The following is a 26,521-nucleotide window of genomic DNA, read 5'->3' as shown; positions in this document are numbered from 1 at the left end:
CTTCTTGCGTGCAGACACAAGTGGGGCTTGCTTTCCATTTTTAACCGGGGAGGCTTGATTTAAACATGCTCACAGTTTGCTGCGCGCGAAAAGCAGTTTGCCAGTTCTACACTCTTTCGAGGATCATCGCCATGCCCATGCCGCCACCGACGCACAGTGTAGCGAGTCCGCGCTTGAGCTGGCGGCGCTTCATTTCGTGCAGCAAAGTCACAACAATCCGACAACCGGTTGAACCGACCGGATGACCGAGCGAAATTCCGCTGCCGTTTACATTCGTGATCTCGCGCGGCAGCTCCAGAAGCTTTTCGACAGCGAGGTATTGAGCCGCGAATGCTTCGTTCACCTCGATCAGCTCCATATCGGCCATGGTCAGATTGGCTTTTGCCAAAGCCTTTTTCACAGCGGGAACAGGGCCGTACCCCATCAGATCAGGCTCCACGCCCGCTGTCGCCCACGAGACGATTCTGCCCAGCGGTTCGATTCCCAACTGCTTCGCCTTCGTTTCGCTCATGAGCACGACGGCAGAAGCTCCGTCGTTCAGCCCGGAAGCGTTGCCCGCGGTCACCGTGCCAGCTTCGCGGAAGCCCGGCTTCAGTTTGCCCAGGCTTTCCATCGTGACGCCTCTTCTCGGAAATTCGTCTTCGGTGACGATGATCTCGCCCGTGCGCTTGGCAATCGGCACACCGATGATCTCCTCGGCAAACAGCCCGTTGTCGATCGCGTGAATCGCATTGTGCTGGCTGCGCATGGCGATTTCGTCCTGCTCCTCGCGACTGATCTTGTACAGGTCAGCCAGACGTTCGGCCGTCTCTCCCATCAAAATCTGGTGGTGCGGGTCTGTCAACAGCTCCCACATGGCATCCGTCATCTCGCCGTGCATAAGTCTGCGGCCCCATCTCGCATTTTTCAGGACATATGGAGCGTTGCTCATGCTCTCGGTACCGCCTGCAATCACCACTTCATTTTCGCCCAGCAAAATTTGCGAGGCGCCGCAGGCGATCGCCTGCATGCCTGACGCGCATTGCCGCTGTACGGTAAAGCCTGTCACTTCCTTGCCCAGTCCGGCGTCAATCGCCGCCACTCTGGCGATGTTCGGTTCATCTGTGCGCTGAATGCAATTGCCCAAAATGACTTCGTCGATCTGCGATGCTTCGAGTCCTGCTCTGGCCATAACGGCACGGATCGACAGTTCAGCCAGCTTGCGAGCGCTTACATCTTTCAGTACACCCCCAAACGTGCCAATTGGCGTACGTCCGGCGGCAGCAATCACGACATGCTCCATTTTGTTTTCCCCTCCACTGATCGGTATTGTTTGTATGTTCTCACACAGTAGTTACAGAATGGTTCACAGCCGTATTTTTCAACAAAATCGTCACCCACTCCTCCGAATGCCGTTCTGCTTCGGCTTGAAAACCGGCCGCTTCAAAAGCGGACAGGACGGCTTCGCGATTCCAGTCAACGATTCCGGAGAGAATGACTTGACCATCCGCAGCGATCCGTTCGCGAATCAGCGGGAGGATCGAGACATTTTCATCTCCACCGATATTGACGAGAATCAGATCGGCTTGCGCGGGGAGCCTGGCTGCGACTTCTTGTTCGCTTGCGTCTCCGATGACCACCTGAACGGCTTCTTCCGGCAGATGATTGTTCGCTGTATTGACTTTTACCTGATACTCGCTTTGCGGGTTGATATCAATCGCCCAGACCGGATACTTCGCTCCGTTCAAGGCACTGAACAGCGACAAAATGCCCGAGCCTGCTCCGATATCAAAAACGGTTTTGCCCGTCACATCCATCTCTTGCAAAAGCAAAAGAATATCTTGCGTCGTTCCGTGGTAGCCTGTGCCAAACGCCGCACCCGGATCGATCCAGAGGACATGCTTGGCGTCCTCCAGCAATTGCGGGTCTGTCCACGTAGGAGCCACCCACCATTCACCGATTTGTACCTCGCGAAACTCCTCTTTCCACGATTCGTTTTCTTCCGCGACCTGCTCGATTTCCTTGAGGCTCACCTGACCGTCCCAGCGCGAGATGTACGCTCTGAGCCGGGAAACATGTTCTTCTTCGGAATCTTGCATGGGCTCAAACAAATAGGCAACGACAGGACCTTCGGTATTTTCCGCGTAATCATAACCGTTTTCTGTCGTCAAAATCTCGATTTGCGGCTCGACCCAGCCGAGCGTGTACGGGCTGCCCAACACTTCCGCCACAAACAAATCCTCTGTCGCTTGCTCTACCAACAAGGTGTATTTTAACCACATGCTCTCCATGATGAATCTTTCTCCTTCCAGGTTGTTGCGCTGCATGGCCATTTGGCTTGTTCGTTCCCGGGTTTGCCGTCAGCCTTTTCATCTGCTGTTGGCAAGTTAGCCAGGGAACATGGTATGATAATAGAATGGACTATTTTGCTTCAGGGAGGCTTGCCATGTTTGACGAATTTTTTTACCGACGTCGAAAAAACAAAGGAATGCTCGGCGTGATGATTGCCTTGATCGTACTCGGAATCGGCATGTTCGCCATGGGTTTCCTCTACATGTTCTCATAGGGCGAGCGTTCCTGATTCGTGAAGTGTTTTCATTATACCCTATGAAAACCTGCTAGCCCAAGGTCTATCGCGAAAAGCTTTGGCACCAAGTTTTGTTCCGGGGTCGCTTTACTTCCCCTTGTTTACTCGATTATACTTGAGGATGTATTTTTCCTGTACGTTTGATATAGAAAGAAGGTTCACTCCATGTCGCGAATTCTCATCTCCGGGTACTACGGCTTCAACAATGCCGGAGACGATGTGGTCCTCTACGGCATCATCAGCTCTCTTAAGCGGGAACAACCAAATATCTCTCTCGCCGTTCTGTCGAACCAGCCTGATCGGACTGCGGAACTGTTCGGGATTGAAGCTTATGACCGCTGGAGCTTTGGAACCATCGTCCGTGAGCTTTCGCGAAGCGACATGCTAGTGATGGGCGGAGGGACGCTGATGCAGGACGTTACCAGTCCGCGCAGTGTTCTCTACTATTTGGGCATCGTCACCATCGCCAAGCTACTCCGCAAGCCCGTGGTCTTTTACGCTCAAGGGTTCGGACCCATTCTCAAACCGCTCAGTCGCCAGGTTATCAAGCGCGTAGTGAATCATGTCGATGTCATTACCGTGCGAGATTACGAATCGGGAGAAGACTTCAAAGCTTGCGGCGTCAAAAAAGCGCCGATTCACGTCACAGCTGATCCCGCCCTGACGATATCTCCCGAAGATATTTCGGATGCACGTGGAAAAGAACTGCTCCACGGTTTGTTCGCTGATCCGGACAAGCCTTTGGTGGCGATCTCTGTGCGCGACTGGAAGCAGGAGCAAGCGTTCAAGCAAACCATCGCCAAAGCGGCGGACTGGTTTGTCTTGCGCGGCTGGAATGTCCTGTTTCTGCCGATGCACGTTCCCAGCGACTTGGCTCCGTCCAAGGAGATCATGGAACAGATGACCCAGCCAGGAGCACGTCTTCTCGATGCGCCCGTTACTTTTCACGATATCATGTCTGTTTTAAAACAGTGCGACTACGTCGTCGGCATGCGGCTCCACTCGCTCATTCTCGCTTGCATGCTGCGCATTCCTTTTATCGGCATTTCGTACGATCCGAAAATCGACCGCTTTGTCGAGCGCGCCGGGATGCCGAACGCCGGACACATTACCGAGCTCGACGAAGCACAGCTGCTTGCGCTGCTCGCGGAAAAAATCGACGGACTTGCTGCCGAGATTGATCTGGTAACGGAGCATTCCCGCGTGCTGGCAATTGAAGCGGCCAAAAGCAGCGAGCTGGTGCTCCAGGCGCTGCGCACATAAGGCTGACAGGAAAGGAGGACGAAGCCATGTCCTTTTCTTCACAAGTATTGCTTGGATTAAACCGACTATTCCCGCTCCCCGTCCATCCCTTCAATTTGGCGAATGACGGGGAAATGAGCTATACCGAGTGGCAATTTCAAAAAGGGGATCAAACGATTCAGTTTTTCCTCCCCTTCCACTCCCAGGAGCAAATGTTCACAGGCAAGACCGTGCTGGATATCGGCTGTGGCGGCGGGGGCAAGACCTGTTACTACGCCACTTTTGGCCCGAAAAAGATGATCGGCATCGACATCGTCCCGCACTATGCAGAGGAAGGCAATGCCTTTGCCAAAGAAAAAGGGCTGGCGGACGTCGTATCTTTCATGACAGGCGACGCCGCGCGAATGGACTTTGCGGACAACACCTTTGACACGATCATTATGAACGATGCGATGGAGCACGTTGGCGAGCCGGAAAAGACGCTGGAAGAATGCTTCCGCGTGCTCAAGCCGGGCGGCCATCTGTACATCAACTTTCCGCCTTACTACCATCCGTACGGCGCTCATTTGTCAGACGCCATCGGGATTCCTTGGGTGCACGCCCTCTTCTCCGAGCAAGCGCTGATCGACGCGTACAAAAAGCTGGTGCGTGACTTGCCAGACGGTTCTGACCGCATCTCGTTCCGCTTCGACAAGCGCCCGGACGGAAGCGATACGATTTCCTACATCAACCGGATGACGATCAAGCGTTTTCGCAACATCCAAAAAGGCGTGACACAGCCCGCTGTCTACGAACGCGAGATTCCGTTGCGCAACCAGCTCAAAGGCTTGGCGAACGTGCCCGGTTTCCGCGAGTTTTTCGTAAAAATGGTCGTCTGTGTGTATCAAAAAACCCCTTCCTCCTGAGTGGAGAAAGGGGTTTTTTCGTGTCAGCCTGTCCTATTGCGCTTTGGAGGACGGCTGCTTTTTGCGTATGAGATTGATAAAAGCGCGCAGCTTGCCACCACCCGGCAGCCAGTCCAGCTCCTTGTCCTCGATGAGCGGGATGAGCAGCAGCAGTCCCAGATAGACGACCAGCCCAACGCCAACTCCCCCTACCGTTTCGATTGCCCCGAGCAGGCGCACTTTTTCCTTGCCGGCGAGCAGCAGCCCGACAGCTTCGGTCGTACCCCAGGCAAGCAGCAGCATCAGGTTGGCGACCAGAAGCGGATAGATCGTATCGAAGCGCCAATGGATCGGAACCTGTACAAGCTTCGCGATGACGCGCATGTTGAGAATGCAGACGAAGGCGGTCGCGCACAGCCAGGACAAAGACAGTCCATCCATGCCGAACAAGGACGTGAAGACGAGCGTAGCCGCGACTTTGACGATCACGCCGTACAGCAGGTGGCGAGCCGGAATTTTCTCCTTGCCGATCCCTTGCAAGATGCCGTTTGTCGCCAGGAGCAGCGAGAGCGGGATCGCGCTGATGCCGAGAATCGCCATCGCCCGCGTCCCTTCCATATCCCCGTACAAGGCCAGGTTGGCCCCTTCCGCCACAGCAGTAAGCCCCAGACCTGCCGGCAAGCCGATCAGCCAGGCAAAGCGCAGCGACAGCTTGGTCAAGGTCGTAACCCGCTCCGTGTCTTTTTGCCGCTTCGCTTCCGCAATCGCCGGAACGATGGACAGCGCGATCGATGAGCCGAACAGGCTGGCCATTTGCAAAAGCGGGCCGCCACGGCTGTAAATGCCAAACCACGTATCTGCCGTCAATCCGTCGACATTCCAGATGTAGCGAAAAATATTGATCGCCAAAAACGAATCCGTCAGGCTGAAAATCGGAATGACGAGGGCGCTCACGCAAATCGGCCAGGCAATGCGCCACATCGAGCCGAAAAACGCGCGGTCGTACCACCAGTCCAGACGCCCCCACTCCGCGTTCGTGAACACGGAGTTTTTCCGGTTATGCAGCCACATGAGCAGCGCCAGAAAACCGAGGCTGAGGAACGTGCTGATCATCGTCCCGAAATTGACTCCGGTGATCACCGTATCCGTGTCCTCGCCCAAGCGGACAAGGTACAGGGACGCTACGAGAATGAAGATCACCCGGAGCGTCTGCTCCACAATCTGCGACAGACCGACGTACAGCATCTTTTGATGTCCGTAAAAGAAGCCGCGAATCACGGCAATCAGCGGTACGAACAGCAGAGATAGCGAGATGGCGCGAATCGGCTCGATCAGATGCGGATTTCCCATCAGCTTCGCGATCAGCGGCGAGCTGGCATACAGCAGCGCGAACAAGACGATCCCGATTCCGCCCATCATCACCATGCTGCGGGCCAAAATTTGCCCGACAGAGCCTTGCTTGCCCTCCGCAAGCGCTTCGGCAATGACTCGCGACAACGCGACGGGCACGCCCGCCGTCGCCAGGATCAGAAAGGTCAGGTAGAGCGGATATACTTCCTGGTAAAGCCCAAGACCGTTATCCCCCACAATTTCCTGGAGAGGAATCCGGTAAAACATCCCGATTACTTTTGACAAAATTCCCGCGATGGCCAAGATCAGCGCCCCTGCGAGAAAATGACTTTTTTTCAACATTGGGTAACTCCTTTTTTGCGTCACTTTGACTTGGAAACTTGCAATCGCCATAAACCCACTCTCTATCCTACTATCAATTCCTCCATCCAGCAAACAGGTATATGGATGGAATTTGGCTGGAATACTGGTGAAAAACAGATTCCATTGACTTCTTCGAATCGTCTGATGGGAAGAGCAGGAGGAAAAGGATGGCTGTAACAGGATTTTGGATTCGCCAAGTACAGTGGCCTTTGATGGAGGTAGTAAAAGAAAACCGCACGCGTCCATACATGCAAGAGCTAAAGCTCGCCCAGCACCTGTCCAAGGACATGCTGGAATGGCGGCAGCGCGAGAAGCTTGTCAAGCTGCTGGACCACGCTGTCCACAACGTCGCGGCTTACGAGCCATACCGCAGCACGTGGCGCGAGTACCGGGAAGCGCCTGAACGGTTTGTGCAAAAGCTGCCGATCCTCGACAAGACGCATTTTCGCCGCAATGCCGAGCAATATTTGAGCAAAAACATTCGCCCTGACAAGCTGATCGCCAATCGCACAGGCGGCTCCACGGGAGAACCGACCCGCTTCTACCTCGATCGCCCCACGGTCGAGCGCTACGAAGCGGCCCGTTGGCTCGGCCTGTCCTGGCACGGCATCCGTATCGGCGATCCGTGTGTCATGCTCTGGGGATCTCCGCTGGAGCTGACTCAACAGCAGGCGCGGACGCATCGCTTCAAGGAGCGCTGGCTGAAAAATCGGCTGCTGCTCTCCGCTTACGAACTGGATGAACGCAGACTCGATACCCAGCTCAAGCTGATCCGCCGCTTTCGTCCCGCTTATTTGTACGGTTACGCTTCCGCCTTGTACACACTCTCGCAAATGATGCTGGCCAGAGGTGTGACGTTAGGGATTCCGCTGAAAGCTGTCGTGTCTACCGCAGAAAGTCTGCACGAGCACCAGCGCCGCGCGATGGAGGCTGCCTTTGCCGCTCCTGTCATCAACGAATACGGCGCACGGGATGGCGGCATTATCGCGTACCAATGCCAGGCTGGCAACATGCACGCTTTTTCTGAAAACAGCTATTTGGAAGTCGTCGACCCGCTCACACGGATTCCTGTGTTCCCCGGAGTTCCCGGCGCCTTGCTCGTCACAGACCTGCACAACACGTCCATGCCGCGATTGCGCTACCAGTTGGGCGATGTCGTCGCGCTCTCCGGAAAATCATGCCCGTGCCCTGTGTCGTTTCCGCTGTTGGAAACAATCGACGGCCGGGAAGACGACATGTTTATTTCGCAAAACGGCCAGTACGTTCACGGCCACTACTTCAACCATATCGTCCGCAATCTGGACAGCTTCCGCACGTTTCAAATCGTGCAGCACGAGCCGCAGCGGCTAAGCCTCCGACTCGTGAAAGAGCCGGAGCGCTTCCTGCCAGCCGACGAAGCAAGACTGCTCGCAGGGATTCGCTCGGCGCTCGGCGAGGTGAGCGTACAAGTCTCGTACGTGGAACACATCCCGCCGAGCAGCTCAGGCAAAGTTCGCTACGCCATCCGGGAATGCCCGCTTACGAGCGCCCTGCCGCCGGAGTAGAACGCTTCCGCACTTTTTGCAGCAGCTCCGATACGAGCGGTTCGCGCAGGACAGCCATCACGAGCACATAAATCAAAGCTCCGCCGCCAATTCCGATCGGCAAATACAGCCAGACGGACAAAAGCGACAGCCACGGATCGACGAGCACAATCGCGGCACCCATGATCGCGCAGGCCAAAAGTGTCTTCCCTGCGGTGGCAAGGAAGCTCGCCCGCACCGGACTGCCCACGGCTCGCCAAAGCAACAGAAACAGAAGCAGCGCCTGGCAGATGGCCGACACGGCATTTGCCAGCGCAATCCCGCCGTGTCCGAGCAACGGAATCAACAGCCAGTTGGCCAGCACGTATACGCCGATTCCGATAGCCCCGATGATGACGGGTGTCTTCGTGTTTTCCAGCGCGTAAAAGGCGCGAGTCAGCAAATCGCGGGCTGCCAGGAAATACAGCCCCAGCCCGTAAAACGGCAAGGCCCAGGCAGTCAGTGCGACAGAATGCTCGTCAAAAGCTCCCCGCTCAAAAGCGAGGCGGACGACCGGCTCTGCGTACAAGGCAAGACCAACCGTGACGGGCACGAGCAATATGAACAGATAGGCAAGTCCTTTTTGCAAGATTTGCTTCATCTCGGCCATCTCGCCGCGTTTGACGTGACTCGCCAACAGCGGGAACAGCGGCAAAGTAAACGCGCCTACAAAAATCGCCATCGGCATCTGCACGATCTGATTCGCATTGGCAAGCGCGGAGACTACGCCTGTCCCTACCCCTTCCGCAAAGCCTCTTTCCATAAATGTCGTCGCCTGTGCCACTACGGCGCCAATCAAAATCGGAATGACGCGCTCGCCCATCCCTTTTAACGAGGCATCCTCTCTCCAGGCAAGCGACACCCGATGCGTGTAGCCAAAGCTGCGCAAGGTAGGCAGCATCGTCAGCATCGCCGCCAAATAACCGATGCTTGTCGCAATCGCCAGGCCAACTGACCCGTAGATCGGAACGAGAATGTACATCCCGATGATGACCAAGGCTCCGTTCGCTACCGTGCCCAAAGTCGGCGTGAAAAAATGCTGGTGCGCATTGCACAAGCTCGACCACAATCCAGTCAAGCCGATAAAAATGGCGGAAGGCCACATCCACTGAAGCATCTCGGCTGTCAGTTCCAGCTTTTCCCCTGACAGGCCGAACATCGCTGCCAACTGATGGGAGAAAGCGACACCCAACAGCGCCAGCAGTGTGAATATTCCCAGAATGATCGCGAGCATTTTGTGGTACAGCTCGCTGGTCGGCTCTTTCTTTTCAAGCAAACCGCGCATCGTCGGAATCAGCACGGCATTGACTGCGCCGGGTACAACCAGAAACAGCGTCAAAGGGATCGTCGCTGCGATGTTAAACGCATCTGCCTCCATCCCTGTGCCGTACAGGTTGGAGACGTATACGCTGCGAAAAAATCCCAGCAGCCTTCCCACGAGCGTCAGCACGACGATCATGGAGGCAATTCTCAACAAACTCATGACCCAATTCTCCTATCCCTCGTTCAAAACAATGGTGTCCGTCGCATAGACAGCAATCGGGCACAGCCTGTTTTTCGTTCGTGAAAATTTCATAGAGCTTTTGCGAATCGCTCCAGCTCAAACACACCTGTTATCATATCTTATTTCTAGCTTTCCTACCAACCTCTTTCCCGCCAGCTTGCTTGCAGGTTGCCAGATTCATTATAATGGGTAGGTTAATCCCTGCCTGTAGGAGGACTACAAACAAAATGAGAGAAACCGTTGTGAAGTGGGGAAGCCAATCAACCACGTGGTTGTATCTGCTGTTGGCCTATCCGGTAATCGACTATGTCTTGCGAAAGATTCTACCGATTCCAGTCGTTTCGTCTTTTTGGGATGAAGCGTTGCTCATCATCTTGATGGTGTTTACGTTCGGCGCTTTTTTGCAAACGAACCGGACGATGCCTGGAATCAAACATTTGCTCAGCGCCTTCTTCGTCCTCGGCCTTGCCTTGATGGTAACGGACATGGCGAACTGGGAAGCCAGCGTGGAAGGATTCCGCTCTGTCTACCAGTACATCATCGCCTTTTTGATGGGCTTTTATTTGTTGAAGTCCGTTGAAGACCTGGACAAATTTATGAAGGTTCTCGCCCTGATCGGCTTTTTGGCCGCGCTCGTCGGCGTCATGCAGGTCGCCCTCGGCGTCAAAACGCCCGAATCATGGGTACAGGAAGGCGAAGCCATTACGACTCGCGCCTTTTCGTTCGTAACCAGTCCAAACGTGTTGGGCAGCTACATGGCTTTGATCGTACCAGTAGCGGCCGGACTGTTCGTCCAGTCGAAGGGGCTGTGGAAAAAAGGGCTGTGGGCCGTCGTCACTCTGGCGACACTTGCCGCGCTGCTTTTGACCGGATCGCGTGGAGCCTGGTTTGCGCTTGCGTTTGCGATGTTCATCTGCTTCTACATATGGAACAAACGAATTGCAGGCTATCTGGTGCTTGCAGGTGTCATCGGGCTTGTCGCTCTGTTTTTCGTGCCGGAGTCCGTTCCGATGGTTGGAACGATCAAAAACCGGATTTTCACGCTGTTCACACCTGAATACTTCGAGTCGAGCAGTCAGGGAGGCCGTGTAGGCCGCTGGGGCGAAGCGTATGATAAAATGCGCATCGAGCCGCTGTTCGGGGTCGGTCTCGGCCATCACGGCGGGGCAGTAGCCTCCCGACATTTTGGCACGATTTACTCCGACAGCTATTTCTTCAAAAGCTTGGCTGAGTACGGTCTGATCGGCATCATCCTCTGGATCGGTCTGGTCGTCTCCATGCTGAAGTACGGAGCGGGACTGATTCGCAAGCTGATCGGATCGCCGCACTTTTTCACAGTGCTTGGCCTGTTTGGCGGGTTGATTGCGGTCGCGACGCACAACCTCGTGGAAAACATTTTCGAGGTGCCGTTCATGGCCCTCTATTTCTGGCTGTTTGGCGGCTTCCTCTGCGCTTTGTACGTCGACCAAACACAAAACAAAAGGTGGTGAACCCATGCGCCGCAATCCTATTCTCTCTACAATAAGCTGGGCGCTGTACGCCATTGCCCTGTTTTTGATTTACCATCTGCTCGTCAAGCCTGCGTTCCTTGACCTGAGCTGGATCGCTTTGCTGATTTTCTTGCCGCTGCTCGCGTTTTGCTACTACGTGATTCACCCATCGGAGCGGCGACAGGTGCTTGTGTTCACCGTCGGCTTTTTGCTGCTGGACCGCGCCTTGACCCGCGTCGACGTGAAAACGACGGCTGCTCTGCTCATTGGCGGCGCTGTCGCCATCATCGTGATTGCCCTGCTCGTCAAATGGTACGGCCGTTTGAGCTGGCGCGCTGTCGCTCCGCTCGTCCTGATCGCGGTGCTGGCCAATGTCACGTTCAACCGCTACACGTTGCCGGCACTCAGCCACTTTACCGTTCAGTACGAATCAAGCCGGATGTACAACGGCGACTGGGTAGACTACTTCCCGATGACCTTGTACGACGTCGATGGCGACGGAAAAATGGAGATTGTCACCTACGGCAATGCCGAAGAACTGCCGCTGCCGGAAAAGGCAGAGAAGCCGGAAACAGAAGAAGAGAAAAAAGCAATGGCGGAAAAGCTGCGCCATTTGCAGGCAGAACCTGTGTCGCTCTATGTGATGTCCTGGAAAGACGGCCAAATAGTCCGGATGAAAAACGACCAGATTCCAGCCGAAACGATGGAGCGGATCAAGGAAAACTTGCCAACAGACTACCCTGGCTTCCCGTATTACACGATGAAAGACGACAAGCTCGTTCCAAACGTGCAGAGACAGCCATACTCGGAAGCCATGATGCAAGCCGGTACGACGGCACACCGCGCTTTTGTGCTCGATCTGAACAACATCGCCAACATGCTTGAGACAAACAAAGGCAGCATGGACGTGCGCCATGAGCTGGGAAGCAAATTCAAAGACTTGCATATTACAAACGGCATGCTGACAGGCACATACGAAGGCAAGCCATTTGGCGGCTCTACCAAAGCAACCAAGCTGCTGACCACCATGAACTTGCCGGATGGCCGTGAAGGGCTGATCGTCATTGGCGAGCATTTGAGCGTGCTGGCTGTTGAGCCGGACGGCACACTCACCGAAGCTTATCAATTGACCCGCAAGCAGGCCGAGCTTGCCACCGGAGAGTTCATTCCGGCTGACATCGACCACGACAAGGTGGACGAGCTGCTCGTAGCTGGCAGACCTTCGTACATTTTGAAACCGAAAGCGGATGGCACCTGGGACATTCTCTGGGCCAGCGACGAAAAGGACAAGAGCTTCCGCTTCTCCAACTTCGCTGCGGTCGGCACCGACCAGACGCCCGAGATCGTCGCCAAAGCGCGCAGCTGGATCAGCACGACCGATGCACGCTATCTCTCCGGCTACGACTATACGCCAGAGGGCTTGAAGGAAAACTGGCGCATTTACTTGCCGCTGATCAACGTCCAGATCGGAGATATCGACGGCGACAAGCAAAACGAGATCGTCGCTTCGCTGGAAAATTCGCATCGCATTCTCGTGTTCAAGCAGCACAACATTCCGGTATTCGCGTTGACCATCGCCCTGTTTGCCGGTCTGCTCGTATACGGGGTTGTAAGGAGGGGTCGCCATGCGTAAACGCACAAAAGCATGGGCATTGCTCGCTGCCATCTGCACGGCTTCCATGCTCGGCGGTTGCACGTACGAGTCGGGAACGAAAGCTTTTACCACTACCAACTTCGATACGAAGCCTGAGCAGACGACGACCGCGCAGACCGAATCGGCCGCAGAATGGCTGAAAACCGCTTTGGAAAAAGGAAAAACGGAAAAAGACGCGCAAGCTTTCTGGTACAAAGGATACGTAATCAACCGGATTCTCTCCCGCTCCACGACAAGCATGTTCGACGGAGCCGTCCTCACCGACAAAGGCTACAATGTCGGCACGCGCATCGCGGCACAGCCGTACACGTACTACCGGATCGGCGACAAACGCTACATCCGTTCCAACGACTACTGGGTGACTGCTCCGGACGAGCCGCTGGAATTTGACGTACTGAAAGGCTTCGAGGACTGGCTGCCTTTCATGGATCGGGCTGTGCAGCTTCCGGATGAAAAAGCGATTGGCGTCGTCTCCGTGCCGTTCCAAGTCAAAATGACTGGTGCCGAGTGGCTGGCGAAAAGTCAAAGCCCGCTGTTTGAGCCGCTGAAAAAGCTGGTCGGCGATCGCCCTGACCTCGAATACATTTTGAAAGAATCGACCATCAAAGCGACATTCTGGTTCGGCAAGGAAGACCGGCTGATTCATCAGTACGAGACGTGGATCATCCTGCCGTTGCCGGAAGCCGGGACGATGGACCAGCAAGTGAAGTTCAACCTGTACAAGTACGGCGATACAGGCGGCATCAACATCAAGGAACCGGAAGAAGTGGAGAAATACTTGCTCTACTAGAAAGCCCGGCTCCCGTCAAACTGCTAAAGGCCCATGACCACTTGCGGCCACGTCCGCTTTTAGCCAAAACAACGAAGCGTTTGGCACAGAAAAAGAGCCTGCTGCGAAGAAATTTCGCGGCAGGCTCTTTCGTTTACATTCCCGCACCACCCACTGAGCTTTTCGAGCTTGCCAGCATCAGGCTGTAGACGAAGGCAACTGCCGAGCATATGCCCATCGCCCAATAAAGCGCAGCGCCCCCGCTTTGCTGAAACAGCCAGCCGCCCAGCAGCGAACCGATGATGCCCGATATGCCGAAAAACAAAACGGCCAATACGGTTTGTCCGGTCGCTCTCCATTCTTCCGGGATGATTTTGTACAAGTATTGAATCGTCGCGGTGTAAAAAATGACGAACGTGACGCCTTGCGTCAGTTGCAAGTAGACCACCCATTCCGGTGAAGGAGCCAGCGCACACAGCACGTAGCGAATGGCGTACAGCGCCGATGCGAGCATAATCAGCCTGATTTCGCTCCAGCGGGCCAAAATCCGCGCACTGATCGCGAAAAACGCCACTTCGCTCACCGCTGCCAAAAACCACGCCTGCCCGACATCTCCGGTCGTGCCTCCCAAGCTTTGCACGTACACGCCGAGAAAGCTGTCATTCGTCCGGTGCGGAGTCGCTGCGATCAGCACAAGGAGAAAGAACCGCTGCGTTTTCGGATAGAGGAAAAATCGCTTTAGCTCCGGCCAGGACAACGGCTTGCTGCTCGCCGGAGCATCCTTCATCGCCAACGCGCACAAATAGGCAAGCACGCCGTAGCCGACAAACAGCCAGACAAGCTGTTCCATCCCCAATCGGTCGAGCGTCCAGCCGATGAACAAAGACGCTGTAGCGTAGCCGACTGCGCCAAATGTGCGAATGGAGCCAAAGCTTGTGCGATGCTGCTCAGCCATCCGATAGTTGAGACTCTCTGTCAAAGGATCGGTCGGCAACAGGAAAAAATACATGGCGCCTACGAGCAAAAACAACGCGAAAAACGGAGTCGTCGTAAACAACGCAATTCCTGAAACGATGGATAAGCCCAGCGTGACGAGAATGACCCGCTTGATCGTTTTCGTCCGGTCGCTGACCATCCCCCAAAACGGCTGCGACAAAATGCCGATAAAGGAGCCTGCTCCAATCAACACGCCGATTTGTGCCGGCGTAACACCGCGAAAGCTCAAATAAACTGGTAAAAAGGAAATAAAAATCGACAGCAAGGAAAAGTAAAAGAAATTGTACGCCCGCAAACTAAGCAAAGATGTATTCACGTTCCACCTCGTTTTTGTCCCAAAATGAAAAATAGCCCCGCAGCCTGTTCCTGGCTCCCGGGGCATGGGGTCAACGTTATCTGGTCAGCAGCTCATTCATCAGGTCGGCCAACTGTCTTGCCTGCTCGCGGCGCTCGTACGGCTTGACTCGCTCGGCAAAGTCCGCTCCGCGCTCTGCCTCGCCTTTTGCCTGACTGCTGTTTTCCTTCCATTCCCGATACAGCTTCCAATAAGCTTCTTTGATCGCATCCTTCTGTTCCGGATCGGCTACTTGGCCGAGACGGAAATTCTCGATAATCTCCGTCGCCTCTCCCGCCTTGTTCAAGGCGAGTATCGGATTGCCGATGCCCATGTACTCGTAGAGCTTGCCCGGGATGTACGCCCCGGCATCACTCGACACGTCCCCGATCAGCAAAAGGGCGTCGGCGCTTTTCATCAATCCGAGCGCTTCCTTGTGCGGCAAATTTCCCAAGACGCGCACGATGTCGCCCAGTTCGAGCGCCTCCACGCAGTCTCGGTTCTCCGAGTAGCCGGGATAGTCAAACACGCCTGCAAAGCTGAGCATCAGCTCTTGCCTGTCCACCTTGCCTTCGTCGATCAGCTCGCGGATTGCCTGCAAGAGCAGCCGCGGATTGCGCTTTTGATACAAAATGCCCGCATAGACAGCGTGGAATTTGCCGGGAGCCGCGTGACTTGGAGCAAGCCCTTGGAAATCGCCCTGATCGAAGCCGTTGTAGATCAGCTCCATCCGCTTGATTCGCTCCTGGTGCTTCTTGCGGAAGTTTTCGGCAAAAGTCGCCGTTACCGTCGTAATCGCATCCGCTTTTGCCATTACTCGCGCTTCCATCCGCTCTTCCAGACGTTCGCGCCACGGAATACCCGAAGTGTGCATGTTTTGCGTCCACGGATCGCGGAAGTCTGCCACCCATTTGCAGCCAAATTCGTCGGCAAGCTTTTCGGCAATCAGATGGTTGGTAACAGGCCCGGAGGTGGAGAAAATCATGTCGATTTTTTCCTGACGCATGATTTCCCGCCCGAGCTTGAGCGCATTGGGCAGCCAAAGAATTTGATCGTCCGGGATCAACAAGTACGGCTTGACCTTTTTCAGGACGTTCACGATCTGCTTTTTGACCTGCGCTTTCAACGATGGACGCGCGCCGGTGTTTGCCACGGCAGTCGAGCCGCTCCCGCTTGCCGCAGCAGCTTGTCCTCTGCCCGGCAACAGCTTCCACTCTTTCGCCCGATGAATGCTGACGTCAGCCGGAAGCTGGGTCAAAAGCGTTGGATCAAGCGTTGCATGGTAAGTCGGATCGACGGTAAGCACGTGCACGTTCCAGCCGAACTCCCCCAAATATTTGGCCATTTTCAGCGGCCGCGGCACCCCTCCGCCCCCGATGGGAGGAAAAATGTAGCCTATGATCAAAACGTTATGCGCCTTCATGTATGTAACCGTCCTTCTCGTTTTTACGTTTTCCATCCTAAACGATACCACAAGTGCTGTCTTATTGCGAATCTATCAGCCATCTGCTATAGTGAGAATGGCTTTGGTTAAACCTTCGACAGAGGTTTTCTTACTAAGATTCGGGTGAAATTACATGAGCAAACTACGAGTCCTCCACGTGATTGGCGGGGGGGAATTTGGCGGTGCGGAACAACATATTCTCAATCTGGTCTCCACGTTTCCTGCGGAAGAAGTCGACGTTGCTGTCGTCTGCTTCTACGATTCGCTCTTTGCCAAAAAGCTGAGGGAAGCTGGCATCAACGTGATTGCGTTAAACCAGTTCGGGCGATTTGACATTCGTCTGCTACAAGCTTTGCGGCAGACTTTTCTTTCGTTTGGTCCAGCGATCATCCATACGCACGGAGTGAAGGCCAACTTTTTTTCCCGGCTTGCCGCGCTTGGCATGAATGTACCGCTATTGACTACGGTGCACAGTGCGCTGCGCTTCGACTATGCGGGCACGCTGGCGTACGCGATTGTCAGCCTGATGGAACGGAGCACGCGCCACTGGAATCGGCATTACATCGCTGTCAGCGGCGCCATTGCCGACGATTTGCGCGCGCAGGGCGTGAAAAATTCCCAGCTCAGCGTCATCTACAACGGCATGGACTTGTCTCCTTATCAGCAAGATATGCTGCGTGAAGCGGACCGCAAACGTTTTCGCGCGGAATGGAACGTGCCTGAGGACGCCTTTTTGTTCGGAACCGTAGCGCGATTTGTTCCGGTCAAAGGACTGCCGATCCTGCTCGACGCCTTCCATACTTTTGCACAGAACAACGGCAATGACGCTTATTTGGTCATGATCGGCGATGGCCCGGAACGTCCACTGCTGGAAGCAAAGGCGCAAGAGTTGGGCCTCGTGGATCGCGTCCGGTTCGCCGGGTTTCGTCAGGACATCCCTTCCTGCTTGCATGCGATTGATGGTTTTGTTCATTCTTCCTTGTATGAAGGGCTGGGCTACACGCTCATCGAAGCGATGGCATCCAAGGTGCCTGTCGTCGCCAGCAATGTCGGCGGCGTGAAAGAGTTCGTCTTCCAGGAGCGCACAGGCTTGCTCGTCGAGCCAAACGATCCTGACGCTCTGTCCAAAGCGATGGAGCGAATCTGGACCGAGCCTGCACTGCGGGAGACATTGGTGCAAAACGCCCTGGAAAAAGTCGAGGCAACCTTCACCATCCAGCAGATGACCGCTGACATTTTGACGCTTTATCGCAAGCTGTTGAACAACTGAGAGCACGGATGCCCTGCACAGGCGCTTCCCGTGCTTTTTTGGCTGCAACCTGAAAGTAAAAACTGTTTGAAGAATCTGTATTCATGGTTGCCTCCAGAGGGACAATCTGGTTACATAGAACTGGGACGATTTTGAATCGCACGCGAAAGGATGAAACCAAACATGAAACTTTTTCTCTCCGTAGATATGGAAGGCATTTCCGGCATCGTAGACACCAGCTACATCAATCCTGATTCGGGTGTGAACTACCAGCGCGGCCGTCAGTTCATGACAGACGATGCGAATGCCGTCATCGAAGCGGCCCTCGCCAGCGGCGTGACGGAAATCGTCGTCGCGGACAGCCACAACACGATGAACAACATTTTGTGGGAAAAGCTGCACCCGAAAGCTCGTCTGCTCGCTGGCTCCCCTCGCGACTGCTCCATGATGCAAGGTTTGGACGCAAGCTTTGATGCCGCCATGTTCATCGGCTATCACACCCGTCAAGGGGTTCCTGGCGTGCTCAGCCACACCATGTCTGGTGTCGTCCGCAATTTGTACATCAACGGACGAGTCGTAGGCGAATTTGGCTTTAACGCTGCTGTAGCAGGCTTGTACAACGTTCCGGTCGTCATGGTGTCCGGCGACAATCTCATTGCCAAAGAAGCGGCTGAGCTGATTCCTGGCATTCATACCGCCATCGTCAAGGAAGCGGTATCGCGCACAGCTGCTATCTGTCTGTCGCGTGAAGAAGCGTCTGCTGCCTTGCAGGAACAAACGAAGCTCGCTTTGGGCAACATCTCCTCGATTGCTCCGTTCATCAACACCACCCCGCTGGAGATGGCGATGGAATTTTCCCATGCCGGCCAAGCGGAAATGGCAGCGATTGTTCCTGGCACCCGCTACGAGACGGCGACAAATACCGTCTATTACAGCACGGAAGACCCGCAAGATTTGTACAAAACGATGCGAGCCATGCTGAACCTCGCTTCCGAAGCAGAATTTTTCTAGGAAGCGGCACTCGTCCATCAGACGCACAAAAAGGCAGGGCAATCACGCCGTGCCTTTTTTGCCTGAGCGCTGTGCTCATTTTGCGCTTAAACTTCGGCTGCGCTTTCGCTTTTGTCCTCTGGCTGTTTCGCATCCCGCTGTTGGACGCCTTGGAGCCGGGGCCAGTGGACAAAGCGTGTGGGACAGATGACACTGCCTCGCGAAAAAAGGCGAATGCCAGCACAAACGTTACGCGCACAAAAAAACAGACTCAGCAACTGAGTCTGTTTGTCGTTTTTGGCTTTTACAGCTTCCGAACGTTTGTCGCTTGAGGGCCGCGTTGACCGTTTTCCACGTCAAACTCTACTTCCTGTCCCTCATCCAAGGATTTGTACCCGTCTCCTTGAATCGCGGAGAAGTGAACGAATACGTCATCTGCCCCATCTCTCTCGATAAAACCGAAACCTTTTTCGCTGTTGAACCATTTTACTCTACCACGTTCCATTTTTGCCTCCTAGCATGTATCACTTACATGACATTGAAATATGATCTTACCTGGTTACTATTGCCATAAAAACGGGGAGTTATACGTGAAAACAGCGAAACGCAAAATCGGTTTCTCCTGTACGTGCTGACAGGCGCGATTCTCGCGTAAAAAACCTCCGCAAACGCTGCATGTGACGCTTTGCGGAGGCTTCCCTTGTGGAATGCTGTTCGCGTATTTATTTGTTAAATGCGGACAACCGTCGCTTTGCTGACCGAATCGAGCGGAATGCGGTTTTTCGTGTCAAACAGGATCGGCGAGTCAGCCATTTTTTCTGCTACCTCATCCCAGTTCACTTCGGCAAATTCTTTTTGCACCGCCGTCAAATACAGGGCATCAGCGCCGCGCACGGCTGCTTCCAGAGAGTCTGCCTTGTGCTCGTACGCAGTCGGAACAGCCGGGTCATACGAGCGAACTTCGACGCCTTTGGCGAGCAACAGCTTGATCAGGTCATGCACCGGGCTGACGCGGTCGTCGTTGGAGAAATCTTTCATCGCCAAGCCCAAGACAGCTACACGGCTTCCTGCGAGCGACTTGCCTTTTTGCTTCAACGCTTTTTCCAGCATGCCGATCAGCACTTCCGGCACAGCGTCGTTCGTGAGGCGCGCCTGCTGCAAAATCGGCAGGGACACTTCCAGCTCGCGCGCTTTCGGTTGCAGGTAGTACAAGGCGTTTGGCAGGCAGAAGCCGCCTACACCCGGTCCTGGGGTCAACAGGTTCACACGCGTGTGCGTATTGGCGACCTTGATCAGTTCAAACGTATCGATCCCGAACGCCTCGGCAAAACGGGCAAACTCCTGCACCATGGCGATATTCACGTCACGCTGGATGTTTTCGATCACTTTGGCTGTTTCCACGACGCGGATATCCGAGATAGTAATGTCCGTTTCGCTGATGACGGACAGCAGCTCTTTGCCTTTTTCGGCACTGATCTCGTTGATCCCGCCGAGCACGAGCGGCATGTGGATGAACTCTTCAAAAGCTCGTCCCTCCGCAATTCGCTCGGAGCAATACGTGAGGTAGAAATCGACGCCTGCGACCAGACCGCTCGCCTCTTCGAGAATCGGCAAAATCACTTCTTCTGTCGTTCCCGGGACGACCGTGCTTCTGATCATGATCGTATCGCCTTTTTTCAGCACGCCCCCAAGCGTTTGGGCACAGTTTTTCAACGGGCCGAGGTCCGGGTCGCCGTTATGCACTGGCAAACCGGCTGTCACGATATAATGATCGACTTCCGCAGCCGCTTCCTCGTAGGAGGTCGTAGCGCGGAACCGCTTCGCTTCTATTTGTTCTTTCAAAATTTCCGGCAAAGTCTTCCCTTGATAGGACTCCAGGTGGTGGGAGTGACCCGCATTAATTTCATCGACGACGTGAGGCAGGACGTCAATGCCGACAACGTTTGCTCCTTTCATGGCATAAGTAAGAGCAAGCGGCAAGCCGACAAACCCTAATCCCACTACAGCTACGCGTACAGGCTGAGTCATTGCGTATCTCCTCTTTCACGTTCTCTAAGGTAAGGTCCGGGTGACCAAACAGTCACGCGGCCAACTTGCAAAACTGCTTACGACAGATAGTAAATGCCCGCAGCGATAAAAAGCACGCACAATCCTATGAGGACCTTGTACAACGTCTCCAAGGCTGCTCCTCCCCATGTTTCAAATTGTAGGCTCGGCCCTGTCCAAGAGGGCATGGGACCGCACCCGATTGGGAAAAAAGTGCGGAACTCTCTGCCAAATCCTAATTATACTCTCGATTGAAATATCGTTCAACCAGGGTTTCTTTTCAAGCAGAGCCGGAACTGTCCAAAAAAACGGTCAACGGCCCGCTCACGTAAACCTGACAAGCAAGCCGATACCCTTTTTGCGCTGCGTCCCCCAGACGGTATTGCTCTGTCGCAGAAGGAGCGGGAGCAGAATCTGCGGGAATATTTGCTCTGACCATACAAGTCCGGCACTTTCCGGTGGTACAGAAAAAATCGATCGGCATCTGCGCGCGCACCAGCGCCATGAGCAAATTTTCCCCATCTGCCATGGCAATGCTGTGCTGCCTGCCATTTTCCCAGACGATCCCTGCAAACTGCTGTGGCCGTTTGTCTTCCACACCGCTTCCCTCCTTCGCTGCGTCGAAAGCACGACTGCGCTCTACCTGGACAGGCTGACTCCGATAATATAAGAAAAGCCGATGGACAGGACCATCGCAATAAAGCCGATCGCCCTGTTGTCATTGGCTATTTCCTGATCCACCTTGAACGAAGGGGTCATAAATTCAAAAATGAAGTACGCGACCAATAGCAGGCAAAATCCGAATGTGCCCCAGATCAGCGCTTGCCCCAAAGAAAGATTCGCCTGAATCGAATAGCGGAAAATGTTGGCGATCCCGAAAATTTTTCCGCCTGTTGCCATCGCGACGGCCATGTTTCCACGTTTCAGCTCTGCCCATACGTGATAACGCGTCACGAGTTCGAAGACGACCAAAAACAAAATCATCGCGAGTCCCGTAACGGTAAAGTAAGCGGCAGTTGCAAAATATGGATTGTGCATAAGGCCTGCCATGGAATCTCCTCCCGACATCTCTATTTCAGTTCGGCTATCGTAGCGCCAACGCCGCCCTCACCTTGACCGCCGAGGCGGAAGGACTTGACGTTGCGGTGGCTGCGCAAGTATTCGTGCACTCCTTTGCGCAAGACGCCTGTGCCATGCCCGTGAATGATCGATACGGAGTGCAGCCCGCCCAAAAGCGCATCGTCCAGGAATTGATCCATCTCCCGAATGGCATCCTCGACGTTATATCCGCGCAAGTCGAGGTCCATTTTGATGCTGGCTGTCCGGCGATTGACCGATGTGTACGGAGCAGCCTGCGGCTTTTGCGTGATCGAGTTTTGCACATTCATGTCATCTCGTCTGACTTTCATCTTCATGATGCCGATCTGCACGAGAAACTCGTCGTTATTCACTTTTTCCAGCACAGTTCCTTTTTGTCCGAAACTGGTGACCATGACTTCGTCGCCCACCTTGATCTGGGTGGCGCGAACGGCTCTGGCCGGCTTCTTCACTTTTTCCTTTTCCAGCTCAAGCACTGCGTTGCCGAGCCGCTTTTTCGCCTCGATCAGGCGGTGTTCCTTGATCTCGACGCCATCGTCGCGCATCTCGCGCAGTTCGCGAATGATCGTCTCCGCCTCTTCTTTGGCCAGTTGGACAGCGATCCGCGCTTCTTCTTCGGCGCGTTCCATCAGCTTGTTTTTCTCTTCGGCAAAACGGGCGCGCTCTTCATCGAGCTGGCGACGCAGTTCTTCCGCTTCGCGGCGCAAGGAGGCGGCTGCAGTTCTGTCCGCTTCTGCCGATTTGCGGTTGCGTTCAAGGGAAGCAATCATGCTTTCCACCTGGTTGTCTTCCTCGCTAATCGAGCCGCGAGCGACTTCGATGATCGCTTCCGGCAGCCCCAATCGTCTGGCAATGGCAAAAGCGTTGGACCGCCCTGGCACGCCGACGAGCAAACGGTAAGTCGGGCGCAAAGTTTGCACATCGAACTCCACGCTGGCGTTGATCACTTCCGGTCTGTCGTACGCATACGCCTTCAGCTCGCTGTAGTGGGTCGTTGCCACCATCCGCGCGCCGGAGTCAATCACATGGTCGATAATCGACATGGCGAGCGCAGCCCCTTCTGTCGGGTCTGTACCCGCTCCCAGCTCATCGAACAGCACCAGACTTTTCTCATCCATTTTTTCCAGAATGGAGATGATATTGGTCATATGGCTGGAAAAGGTGGAAAGGCTCTGCTCGATGGACTGCTCATCCCCGATATCGGCAAAGACGGAGGAGAACACCGTCATTTCGCTCTCTTCCTCTGCCGGGATATGCAGCCCCGACATCGCCATCAGCGACAACAGCCCGATCGTTTTCAACGAAACGGTTTTACCGCCCGTGTTCGGACCAGTCACGACAATCGCCTGATACTCTCCACCCAGCTCGACGTCGACAGGAACGACGACTTCTCGCGGGATCAGCGGATGCCGCGCTTTTCTCATCTGCAAATAACCGCGGTCGTTCAGTTTGGGACAGACTGCCTTCATGCTCCAGGCGAGCTGTGCCTTGGCAAACAGGAAGTCAAGCTCAGTCAGCGCATCGACATTTTCGCTCAGAGCTTCCACCGCAAAGGAAACTTGCTCGGTCAAAATGTACAAAATGCGCTCAACCTCGCGCTCTTCACGCAAGCGCAGTTCGCGCAGCTTGTTGTTCATCGACACGATTACTTCCGGCTCGATGAACAAAGTGGCACCAGACGCGGACTGGTCGTGGACAATCCCGCCAAAGACGTGGCGGTATTCCTGCTTCACCGGAATGACGAAGCGATCGCCGCGGATGGTTACGATGTTTTCCATCAACATTTTTTGATACGAGGAGGAGCGCGTCATCTGATCCAGCTTCTCACGGATGCGCGATTCCACCTGCCTGATTTCTTGGCGAACCTGACGCAGCTCGACGCTGGCACTGTCCAGCACATCGCCGTTTTCATCGATGCAGCGGCGAATTTCCATTTCCAGCTCGCGCAAGCCCTCGATGCGCTCTGCCTGTAGCTGAAGCAGCGGCAAGTCATGGTCCTGGCACATATCCAGCAAGAAATTTTTCAAGCGACGGCCAGCCATGATCGTGCTGGCAATGTCCAAAAGCTCCAGCGGGGCCAGCATCGCATTCAGCCTGGCTCGTTGGACGGAGCTTCTGATGTCGCGAATGCCTCCCAATGGGGCGCTGCCTTTCAAGCGGAGTACCGTAGCAGCTTCCTGCGTTCCTTGCTGGGCGATTTTGACCTCGTCCAGTTGAACGAACGGCGTCAGCTCTGCTGCTTTTTCTTTTCCATATGTGCAAGATGCCTTGTCAACTAACAGGGCGATAATTTTATCGTATTCCAAAGTTTTTAAGACCCGTTGTTCCACTGTATCCTCCTTATTTCATCAGCGGCGACCGTCGGACTGCGCGGATGAGTACCACGGTCTGAACCTTCAATCACTACGATTTCCTCATTATATCACGCCAGCGGTTTGAAGGATAATTTTACACGCCTCCTGCTTGGCATAGTTCCGCCTGGAAAGAGCCAGAATGAAAAAGAACCAATCCAAAAGGAGGAGTATCCATGACGATCATGCGCCATCTCGTCCGCTTTGTCGTCGCTGCCGTCGTCCTGATGTTCGTCGGATTTCTGGTTCCCGGATTTTCCGTTAGCAGCTTCTGGACAGCATTTCTTGCCGCTGTTGTAATTGCCCTGTTGGGCTGGGTTGTGGAAGCCATGTTCGGAGACCGCATTTCCCCGTACAACCGCGGAATCATCGGCTTTCTAGTCAGTGCAGTCGTGATCTATCTGACTCAGTTCATCGTTTCCGGTTTCCATGTCACGGTCATCGGAGCGCTTTTGGCTTCTCTTGTGATCGGGATCATCGACCTGTTCATTCCGATCAAGACTCACATGGACATGCGCAATGGCGATGCCGGAAACCGCCAGGAAACGTAAGAGAGCTTTTCGTGAAAAGAGCCAACCCGTTATACGCGGGCTGGCTCTTTTTCAGCTTGTTCCGTCATCTATGGCACTTGCGGCAGACTGGCGATGAATCATACCAGCCAGGTAGCCCGCGCCGAAACCGTTGTCGATATTGACGACCGCTACGCCGTTGGCACAGGAGTTGAGCATGGTCAAAAGCGCCGAGACACCGCCAAAGCTGGCCCCGTATCCGACGCTGGTGGGCACGGCGATGACCGGCTTGTCGACGAGTCCAGCCACTACGCTGGCGAGCGCTCCCTCCATCCCTGCGACACAGACGATGACGCTTGCCGACCTGATTTCCTCCAGACGCTGGAACAAGCGATGGATGCCCGCGACGCCGACATCGACGATAACCCGGGCTTCGCTGCCAAAGCAGCGCGCGGTCCAGGCCGCTTCCTGCGCCACCTGCCAGTCCGACGTTCCGGCTGCCACGACGGCAACGTAGCCGTCCCGTTGCGGCACCAGCGGCTCGTGTGTGGACAACAGCAAGCGCGCTTCTGCGATGTACTGGACATCCGGCCAACTCTCCCGAACTGCGCGTGCCTGCTGCTCACTCACCCGGGTAACCAAAACAAGCTTTTGATGCTCGCGCAGCTTTTCCATGATTCCGAGCAGCTGGCTTGCGCTTTTCCCCTCCCCGTAGACGACTTCCGGGAAGCCTGTTCGCTCCGAGCGAGCCAGATCGAGCGTCGCATAGTCCAGGCGGCTGATGCCGCGAAGCTGCTCTTCGCCTTGCTCCACGCTGAACTTTCCAGCGGCTACCTTTTGCAAAATGTTTTTGAGATCATCCATGCTTGGCCTTCACTTCCGTTTCCAGTACAGCGTTCATGCTCCCGGTCTGATATCCGAACAAATCGAGGGTGACGTACGAAAAGCCGATTTCCTGCAACGCTTTGTGGATGTCGGCATGGTGGGCAAGCAGCCGCTCAAACTCTTGCGGACTGACTTCGATTCGCGCAATCGTGTCGTGGTGCCGGACTCTGACCTGGTGAAAGCCGAGGCTGAGCAAAAACCCTTCCGCCCGATCCACCTGGTCGATTTTTTCCAGCGTAATCGAGGAGCCGTAGGGAATCCTGGAAGAGAGACAGGCAAAAGACGGCTTGTTCCACGTAGACAGTCCCATTTCTTTGGAGAGCGCGCGGATGTCTTCCTTATAAAATCCGGCTTCCTGAAGCGGGCTGCGCACCCCTCGCTGGGCTGCGGCTATACGGCCCGGGCGGTAATCGCCGCGATCGTCCATGTTCGCTCCGTCGCAAATGACGGCTTTCCACTCGTTTGCCTCCGCCAGCTTGCCGAGGTGCTCGTACAGGCCGTCTTTGCAATAAAAACAACGATTGGGCGGATTGGACACAAAATTCGGATTTTCCATTTCGCGAATTTCCGTCGTGACAAACCGTGCGCCAAGCTTGGCGGCCAGAAACTTCGCCGCTTCAAACTCGCGCGTGGGAAACGTCTCCGAAGCCGCCGTCACGGCAATCGCCTGCTCGCCTAGCTCCTCAATCGCTCTCGCCAACAGAAAAGTGCTGTCCACTCCCCCGGAAAACGCCACCAGAACCGTTCCCATCTCGCGCAGGACAGCTCCCAGCCTGTCGTTCTTTTCCGCCAGCGTCCACCCTTCGCTGCCTGTTGCCATACGTTTATCCATCTCCACAAGCTGCCCCTCCTTTGTGTCCAAGCTTTTGCCGCACAATGCGAAAAGAGAGGCCGCAGCCCCTCTTTCCCTTAATCTATCGGCTTTTCATTTGCATCTTCCTGAAGGATCTTCAGCAGTTCTTCGTACTCTTGACGCAAGCGGAAGTATTCATCCGCGATGTTCACCGCAGAGAGTACGGCAATTTTAGCCGTGTCCAATCGATGGTTGCCGTTCGCGATTTCGTTCATCTTGTCATCAACGAAACCGGCCACCATGCGTATGTGATTGACACTTGCCTTGCCACTGAGCCGGTATTGTTGGCCGAAGATATCCACCGTCAAACGATTTTTCCCATCACCTTGCACGAGGGGTTCCTCCCTACTGCGACCTTTGCTCTACTGTATCCTTTTTAGGT

23 protein-coding genes are annotated in these 26,521 nt (G+C 54.7%); 9 read left to right on the top strand and 14 right to left on the bottom strand.

All coding sequences use genetic code 11. From position 1 onward, the window contains the following. Nucleotides 1–106: 106 nt before the first annotated feature. Together HP435_RS08465 and HP435_RS08460 are read right to left on the bottom strand one after the other, a co-directional pair. Complete coding sequence (locus tag HP435_RS08465) at nt 107–1,282, bottom strand: thiolase family protein (RefSeq protein ID WP_173598340.1); 1,176 nt, start codon at nt 1,280–1,282, stop codon at nt 107–109. 40 nt (nt 1,283–1,322) lie between these two features. Beyond that, nucleotides 1,323–2,270, bottom strand: coding sequence for a 50S ribosomal protein L11 methyltransferase (locus tag HP435_RS08460; RefSeq protein ID WP_173596231.1), 948 nt, complete (start codon nt 2,268–2,270; stop codon nt 1,323–1,325). Between the two features lie 461 nt (nt 2,271–2,731). Between HP435_RS08460 and csaB the strand changes: the two genes are divergently transcribed. Beyond that, nucleotides 2,732–3,829 carry a polysaccharide pyruvyl transferase CsaB gene (gene csaB / locus HP435_RS08455; protein WP_122963175.1) on the top strand — a complete coding sequence of 366 codons (1,098 nt, stop codon included), beginning with the start codon at nt 2,732–2,734 and terminating at the stop codon, nt 3,827–3,829. 26 nt (nt 3,830–3,855) lie between these two features. After that, nucleotides 3,856–4,713 (top strand): class I SAM-dependent methyltransferase, encoded by an 858-nt coding sequence (locus tag HP435_RS08450; protein ID WP_122963174.1) that lies wholly within the window; start codon nt 3,856–3,858, stop codon nt 4,711–4,713. 33 nt (nt 4,714–4,746) lie between these two features. Here HP435_RS08450 and HP435_RS08445 read toward each other — a convergent pair whose 3' ends face one another. After that, nucleotides 4,747–6,384 (bottom strand): polysaccharide biosynthesis protein, encoded by a 1,638-nt coding sequence (locus HP435_RS08445; protein WP_122963173.1) that lies wholly within the window; start codon nt 6,382–6,384, stop codon nt 4,747–4,749. Nucleotides 6,385–6,572: 188 nt separating this feature from the next. On the opposite strand from HP435_RS08445, the gene HP435_RS08440 reads away from it, so the two are divergent. Further along, nucleotides 6,573–7,949 (top strand): phenylacetate--CoA ligase family protein, encoded by a 1,377-nt coding sequence (locus tag HP435_RS08440; protein WP_173598341.1) that lies wholly within the window; start codon nt 6,573–6,575, stop codon nt 7,947–7,949. Here HP435_RS08440 and murJ read toward each other — a convergent pair. Beyond that, entirely contained in the window at nt 7,924–9,450 is a 1,527-nt protein-coding gene (gene murJ / locus HP435_RS08435) for a murein biosynthesis integral membrane protein MurJ (protein ID WP_122963171.1), read from the bottom strand. The genes HP435_RS08440 and murJ overlap by 26 nt on opposite strands. A 248-nt stretch (nt 9,451–9,698) precedes the next feature. Between murJ and HP435_RS08430 the strand changes: the two genes are divergently transcribed. The 3 genes from HP435_RS08430 to HP435_RS08420 are packed head-to-tail and all read left to right on the top strand — an operon-like array spanning nt 9,699 to nt 13,405. Further along, nucleotides 9,699–10,961 carry an O-antigen ligase family protein gene (locus HP435_RS08430; protein WP_122963170.1) on the top strand — a complete coding sequence of 421 codons (1,263 nt, stop codon included), beginning with the start codon at nt 9,699–9,701 and terminating at the stop codon, nt 10,959–10,961. Nucleotides 10,962–10,965: 4 nt separating this feature from the next. Continuing rightward, on the top strand, nt 10,966–12,594 hold the full coding sequence (locus tag HP435_RS08425) for a hypothetical protein (RefSeq protein WP_173598342.1): 1,629 nt from the start codon (nt 10,966–10,968) through the stop codon (nt 12,592–12,594). Next, entirely contained in the window at nt 12,587–13,405 is an 819-nt protein-coding gene (locus HP435_RS08420) for a hypothetical protein (protein WP_122963168.1), read from the top strand. Before HP435_RS08425 ends, HP435_RS08420 begins: the two co-directional genes overlap by 8 nt. A 133-nt stretch (nt 13,406–13,538) precedes the next feature. Here the strand turns inward: HP435_RS08420 and HP435_RS08415 are convergent, their stop codons facing one another. Beyond that, nucleotides 13,539–14,696, bottom strand: a complete 1,158-nt coding sequence (locus HP435_RS08415) for an MFS transporter (protein WP_122963167.1) — start codon at nt 14,694–14,696, stop codon at nt 13,539–13,541. A 76-nt stretch (nt 14,697–14,772) separates the two neighbouring features. Continuing rightward, nucleotides 14,773–16,137 carry a glycosyltransferase family 4 protein gene (locus HP435_RS08410; RefSeq protein WP_173598343.1) on the bottom strand — a complete coding sequence of 455 codons (1,365 nt, stop codon included), beginning with the start codon at nt 16,135–16,137 and terminating at the stop codon, nt 14,773–14,775. A gap of 154 nt (nt 16,138–16,291) precedes the next feature. Here HP435_RS08410 and HP435_RS08405 point away from each other — a divergent pair, with 154 nt between their 5' ends. Together HP435_RS08405 and HP435_RS08400 are read left to right on the top strand one after the other, a co-directional pair. Next, complete coding sequence (locus HP435_RS08405) at nt 16,292–17,428, top strand: glycosyltransferase (RefSeq protein WP_173598344.1); 1,137 nt, start codon at nt 16,292–16,294, stop codon at nt 17,426–17,428. A gap of 162 nt (nt 17,429–17,590) precedes the next feature. Beyond that, a complete protein-coding gene (locus HP435_RS08400; protein WP_122963164.1) occupies nt 17,591–18,418 on the top strand; it encodes a M55 family metallopeptidase in 828 nt (275 codons plus the stop codon). Nucleotides 18,419–18,701: 283 nt separating this feature from the next. Here the strand turns inward: HP435_RS08400 and HP435_RS08395 are convergent, their stop codons facing one another. The 5 genes from HP435_RS08395 to HP435_RS08375 form a co-directional block, all read right to left on the bottom strand. Continuing rightward, the gene (locus HP435_RS08395; protein WP_063227221.1) at nt 18,702–18,902 is read right to left on the bottom strand and encodes a cold-shock protein; all 201 of its coding nucleotides are present in this window, start codon (nt 18,900–18,902) and stop codon (nt 18,702–18,704) included. Between the two features lie 224 nt (nt 18,903–19,126). Continuing rightward, nucleotides 19,127–20,425 carry a nucleotide sugar dehydrogenase gene (locus tag HP435_RS08390; protein ID WP_122963163.1) on the bottom strand — a complete coding sequence of 433 codons (1,299 nt, stop codon included), beginning with the start codon at nt 20,423–20,425 and terminating at the stop codon, nt 19,127–19,129. Between the two features lie 298 nt (nt 20,426–20,723). Beyond that, the gene (locus HP435_RS08385) at nt 20,724–21,041 is read right to left on the bottom strand and encodes a 2Fe-2S iron-sulfur cluster-binding protein (RefSeq protein WP_173598345.1); all 318 of its coding nucleotides are present in this window, start codon (nt 21,039–21,041) and stop codon (nt 20,724–20,726) included. A gap of 41 nt (nt 21,042–21,082) precedes the next feature. After that, nucleotides 21,083–21,493 carry a DUF350 domain-containing protein gene (locus tag HP435_RS08380; RefSeq protein ID WP_122963161.1) on the bottom strand — a complete coding sequence of 137 codons (411 nt, stop codon included), beginning with the start codon at nt 21,491–21,493 and terminating at the stop codon, nt 21,083–21,085. Between the two features lie 20 nt (nt 21,494–21,513). Next, entirely contained in the window at nt 21,514–23,871 is a 2,358-nt protein-coding gene (locus HP435_RS08375) for an endonuclease MutS2 (protein WP_173598346.1), read from the bottom strand. A gap of 197 nt (nt 23,872–24,068) precedes the next feature. Between HP435_RS08375 and HP435_RS08370 the strand changes: the two genes are divergently transcribed. Then, a complete protein-coding gene (locus HP435_RS08370) occupies nt 24,069–24,443 on the top strand; it encodes a phage holin family protein (protein WP_063227226.1) in 375 nt (124 codons plus the stop codon). 51 nt (nt 24,444–24,494) lie between these two features. Here HP435_RS08370 and larB read toward each other — a convergent pair whose 3' ends face one another. From larB to zapA, 3 genes are all read right to left on the bottom strand, one after another. Beyond that, nucleotides 24,495–25,265, bottom strand: a complete 771-nt coding sequence (larB, locus tag HP435_RS08365; RefSeq protein WP_173598347.1) for a nickel pincer cofactor biosynthesis protein LarB — start codon at nt 25,263–25,265, stop codon at nt 24,495–24,497. Continuing rightward, a complete protein-coding gene (gene larE / locus HP435_RS08360; protein WP_173598490.1) occupies nt 25,258–26,118 on the bottom strand; it encodes an ATP-dependent sacrificial sulfur transferase LarE in 861 nt (286 codons plus the stop codon). Before larE ends, larB begins: the two co-directional genes overlap by 8 nt. Nucleotides 26,119–26,195: 77 nt before the next feature. Further along, on the bottom strand, nt 26,196–26,471 hold the full coding sequence (zapA, locus tag HP435_RS08355) for a cell division protein ZapA (RefSeq protein WP_063227229.1): 276 nt from the start codon (nt 26,469–26,471) through the stop codon (nt 26,196–26,198). Nucleotides 26,472–26,521 lie beyond the last annotated feature (50 nt).

It is taken from the genome of Brevibacillus sp. HD3.3A (assembly GCF_013284375.2).
Taxonomy (GTDB): Bacteria; Bacillota; Bacilli; order Brevibacillales; family Brevibacillaceae; genus Brevibacillus; species Brevibacillus parabrevis.
The sequence above is the reverse complement of the archived record's forward strand: the minus strand, read 5'-3'. Positions and strand labels throughout refer to the sequence as shown.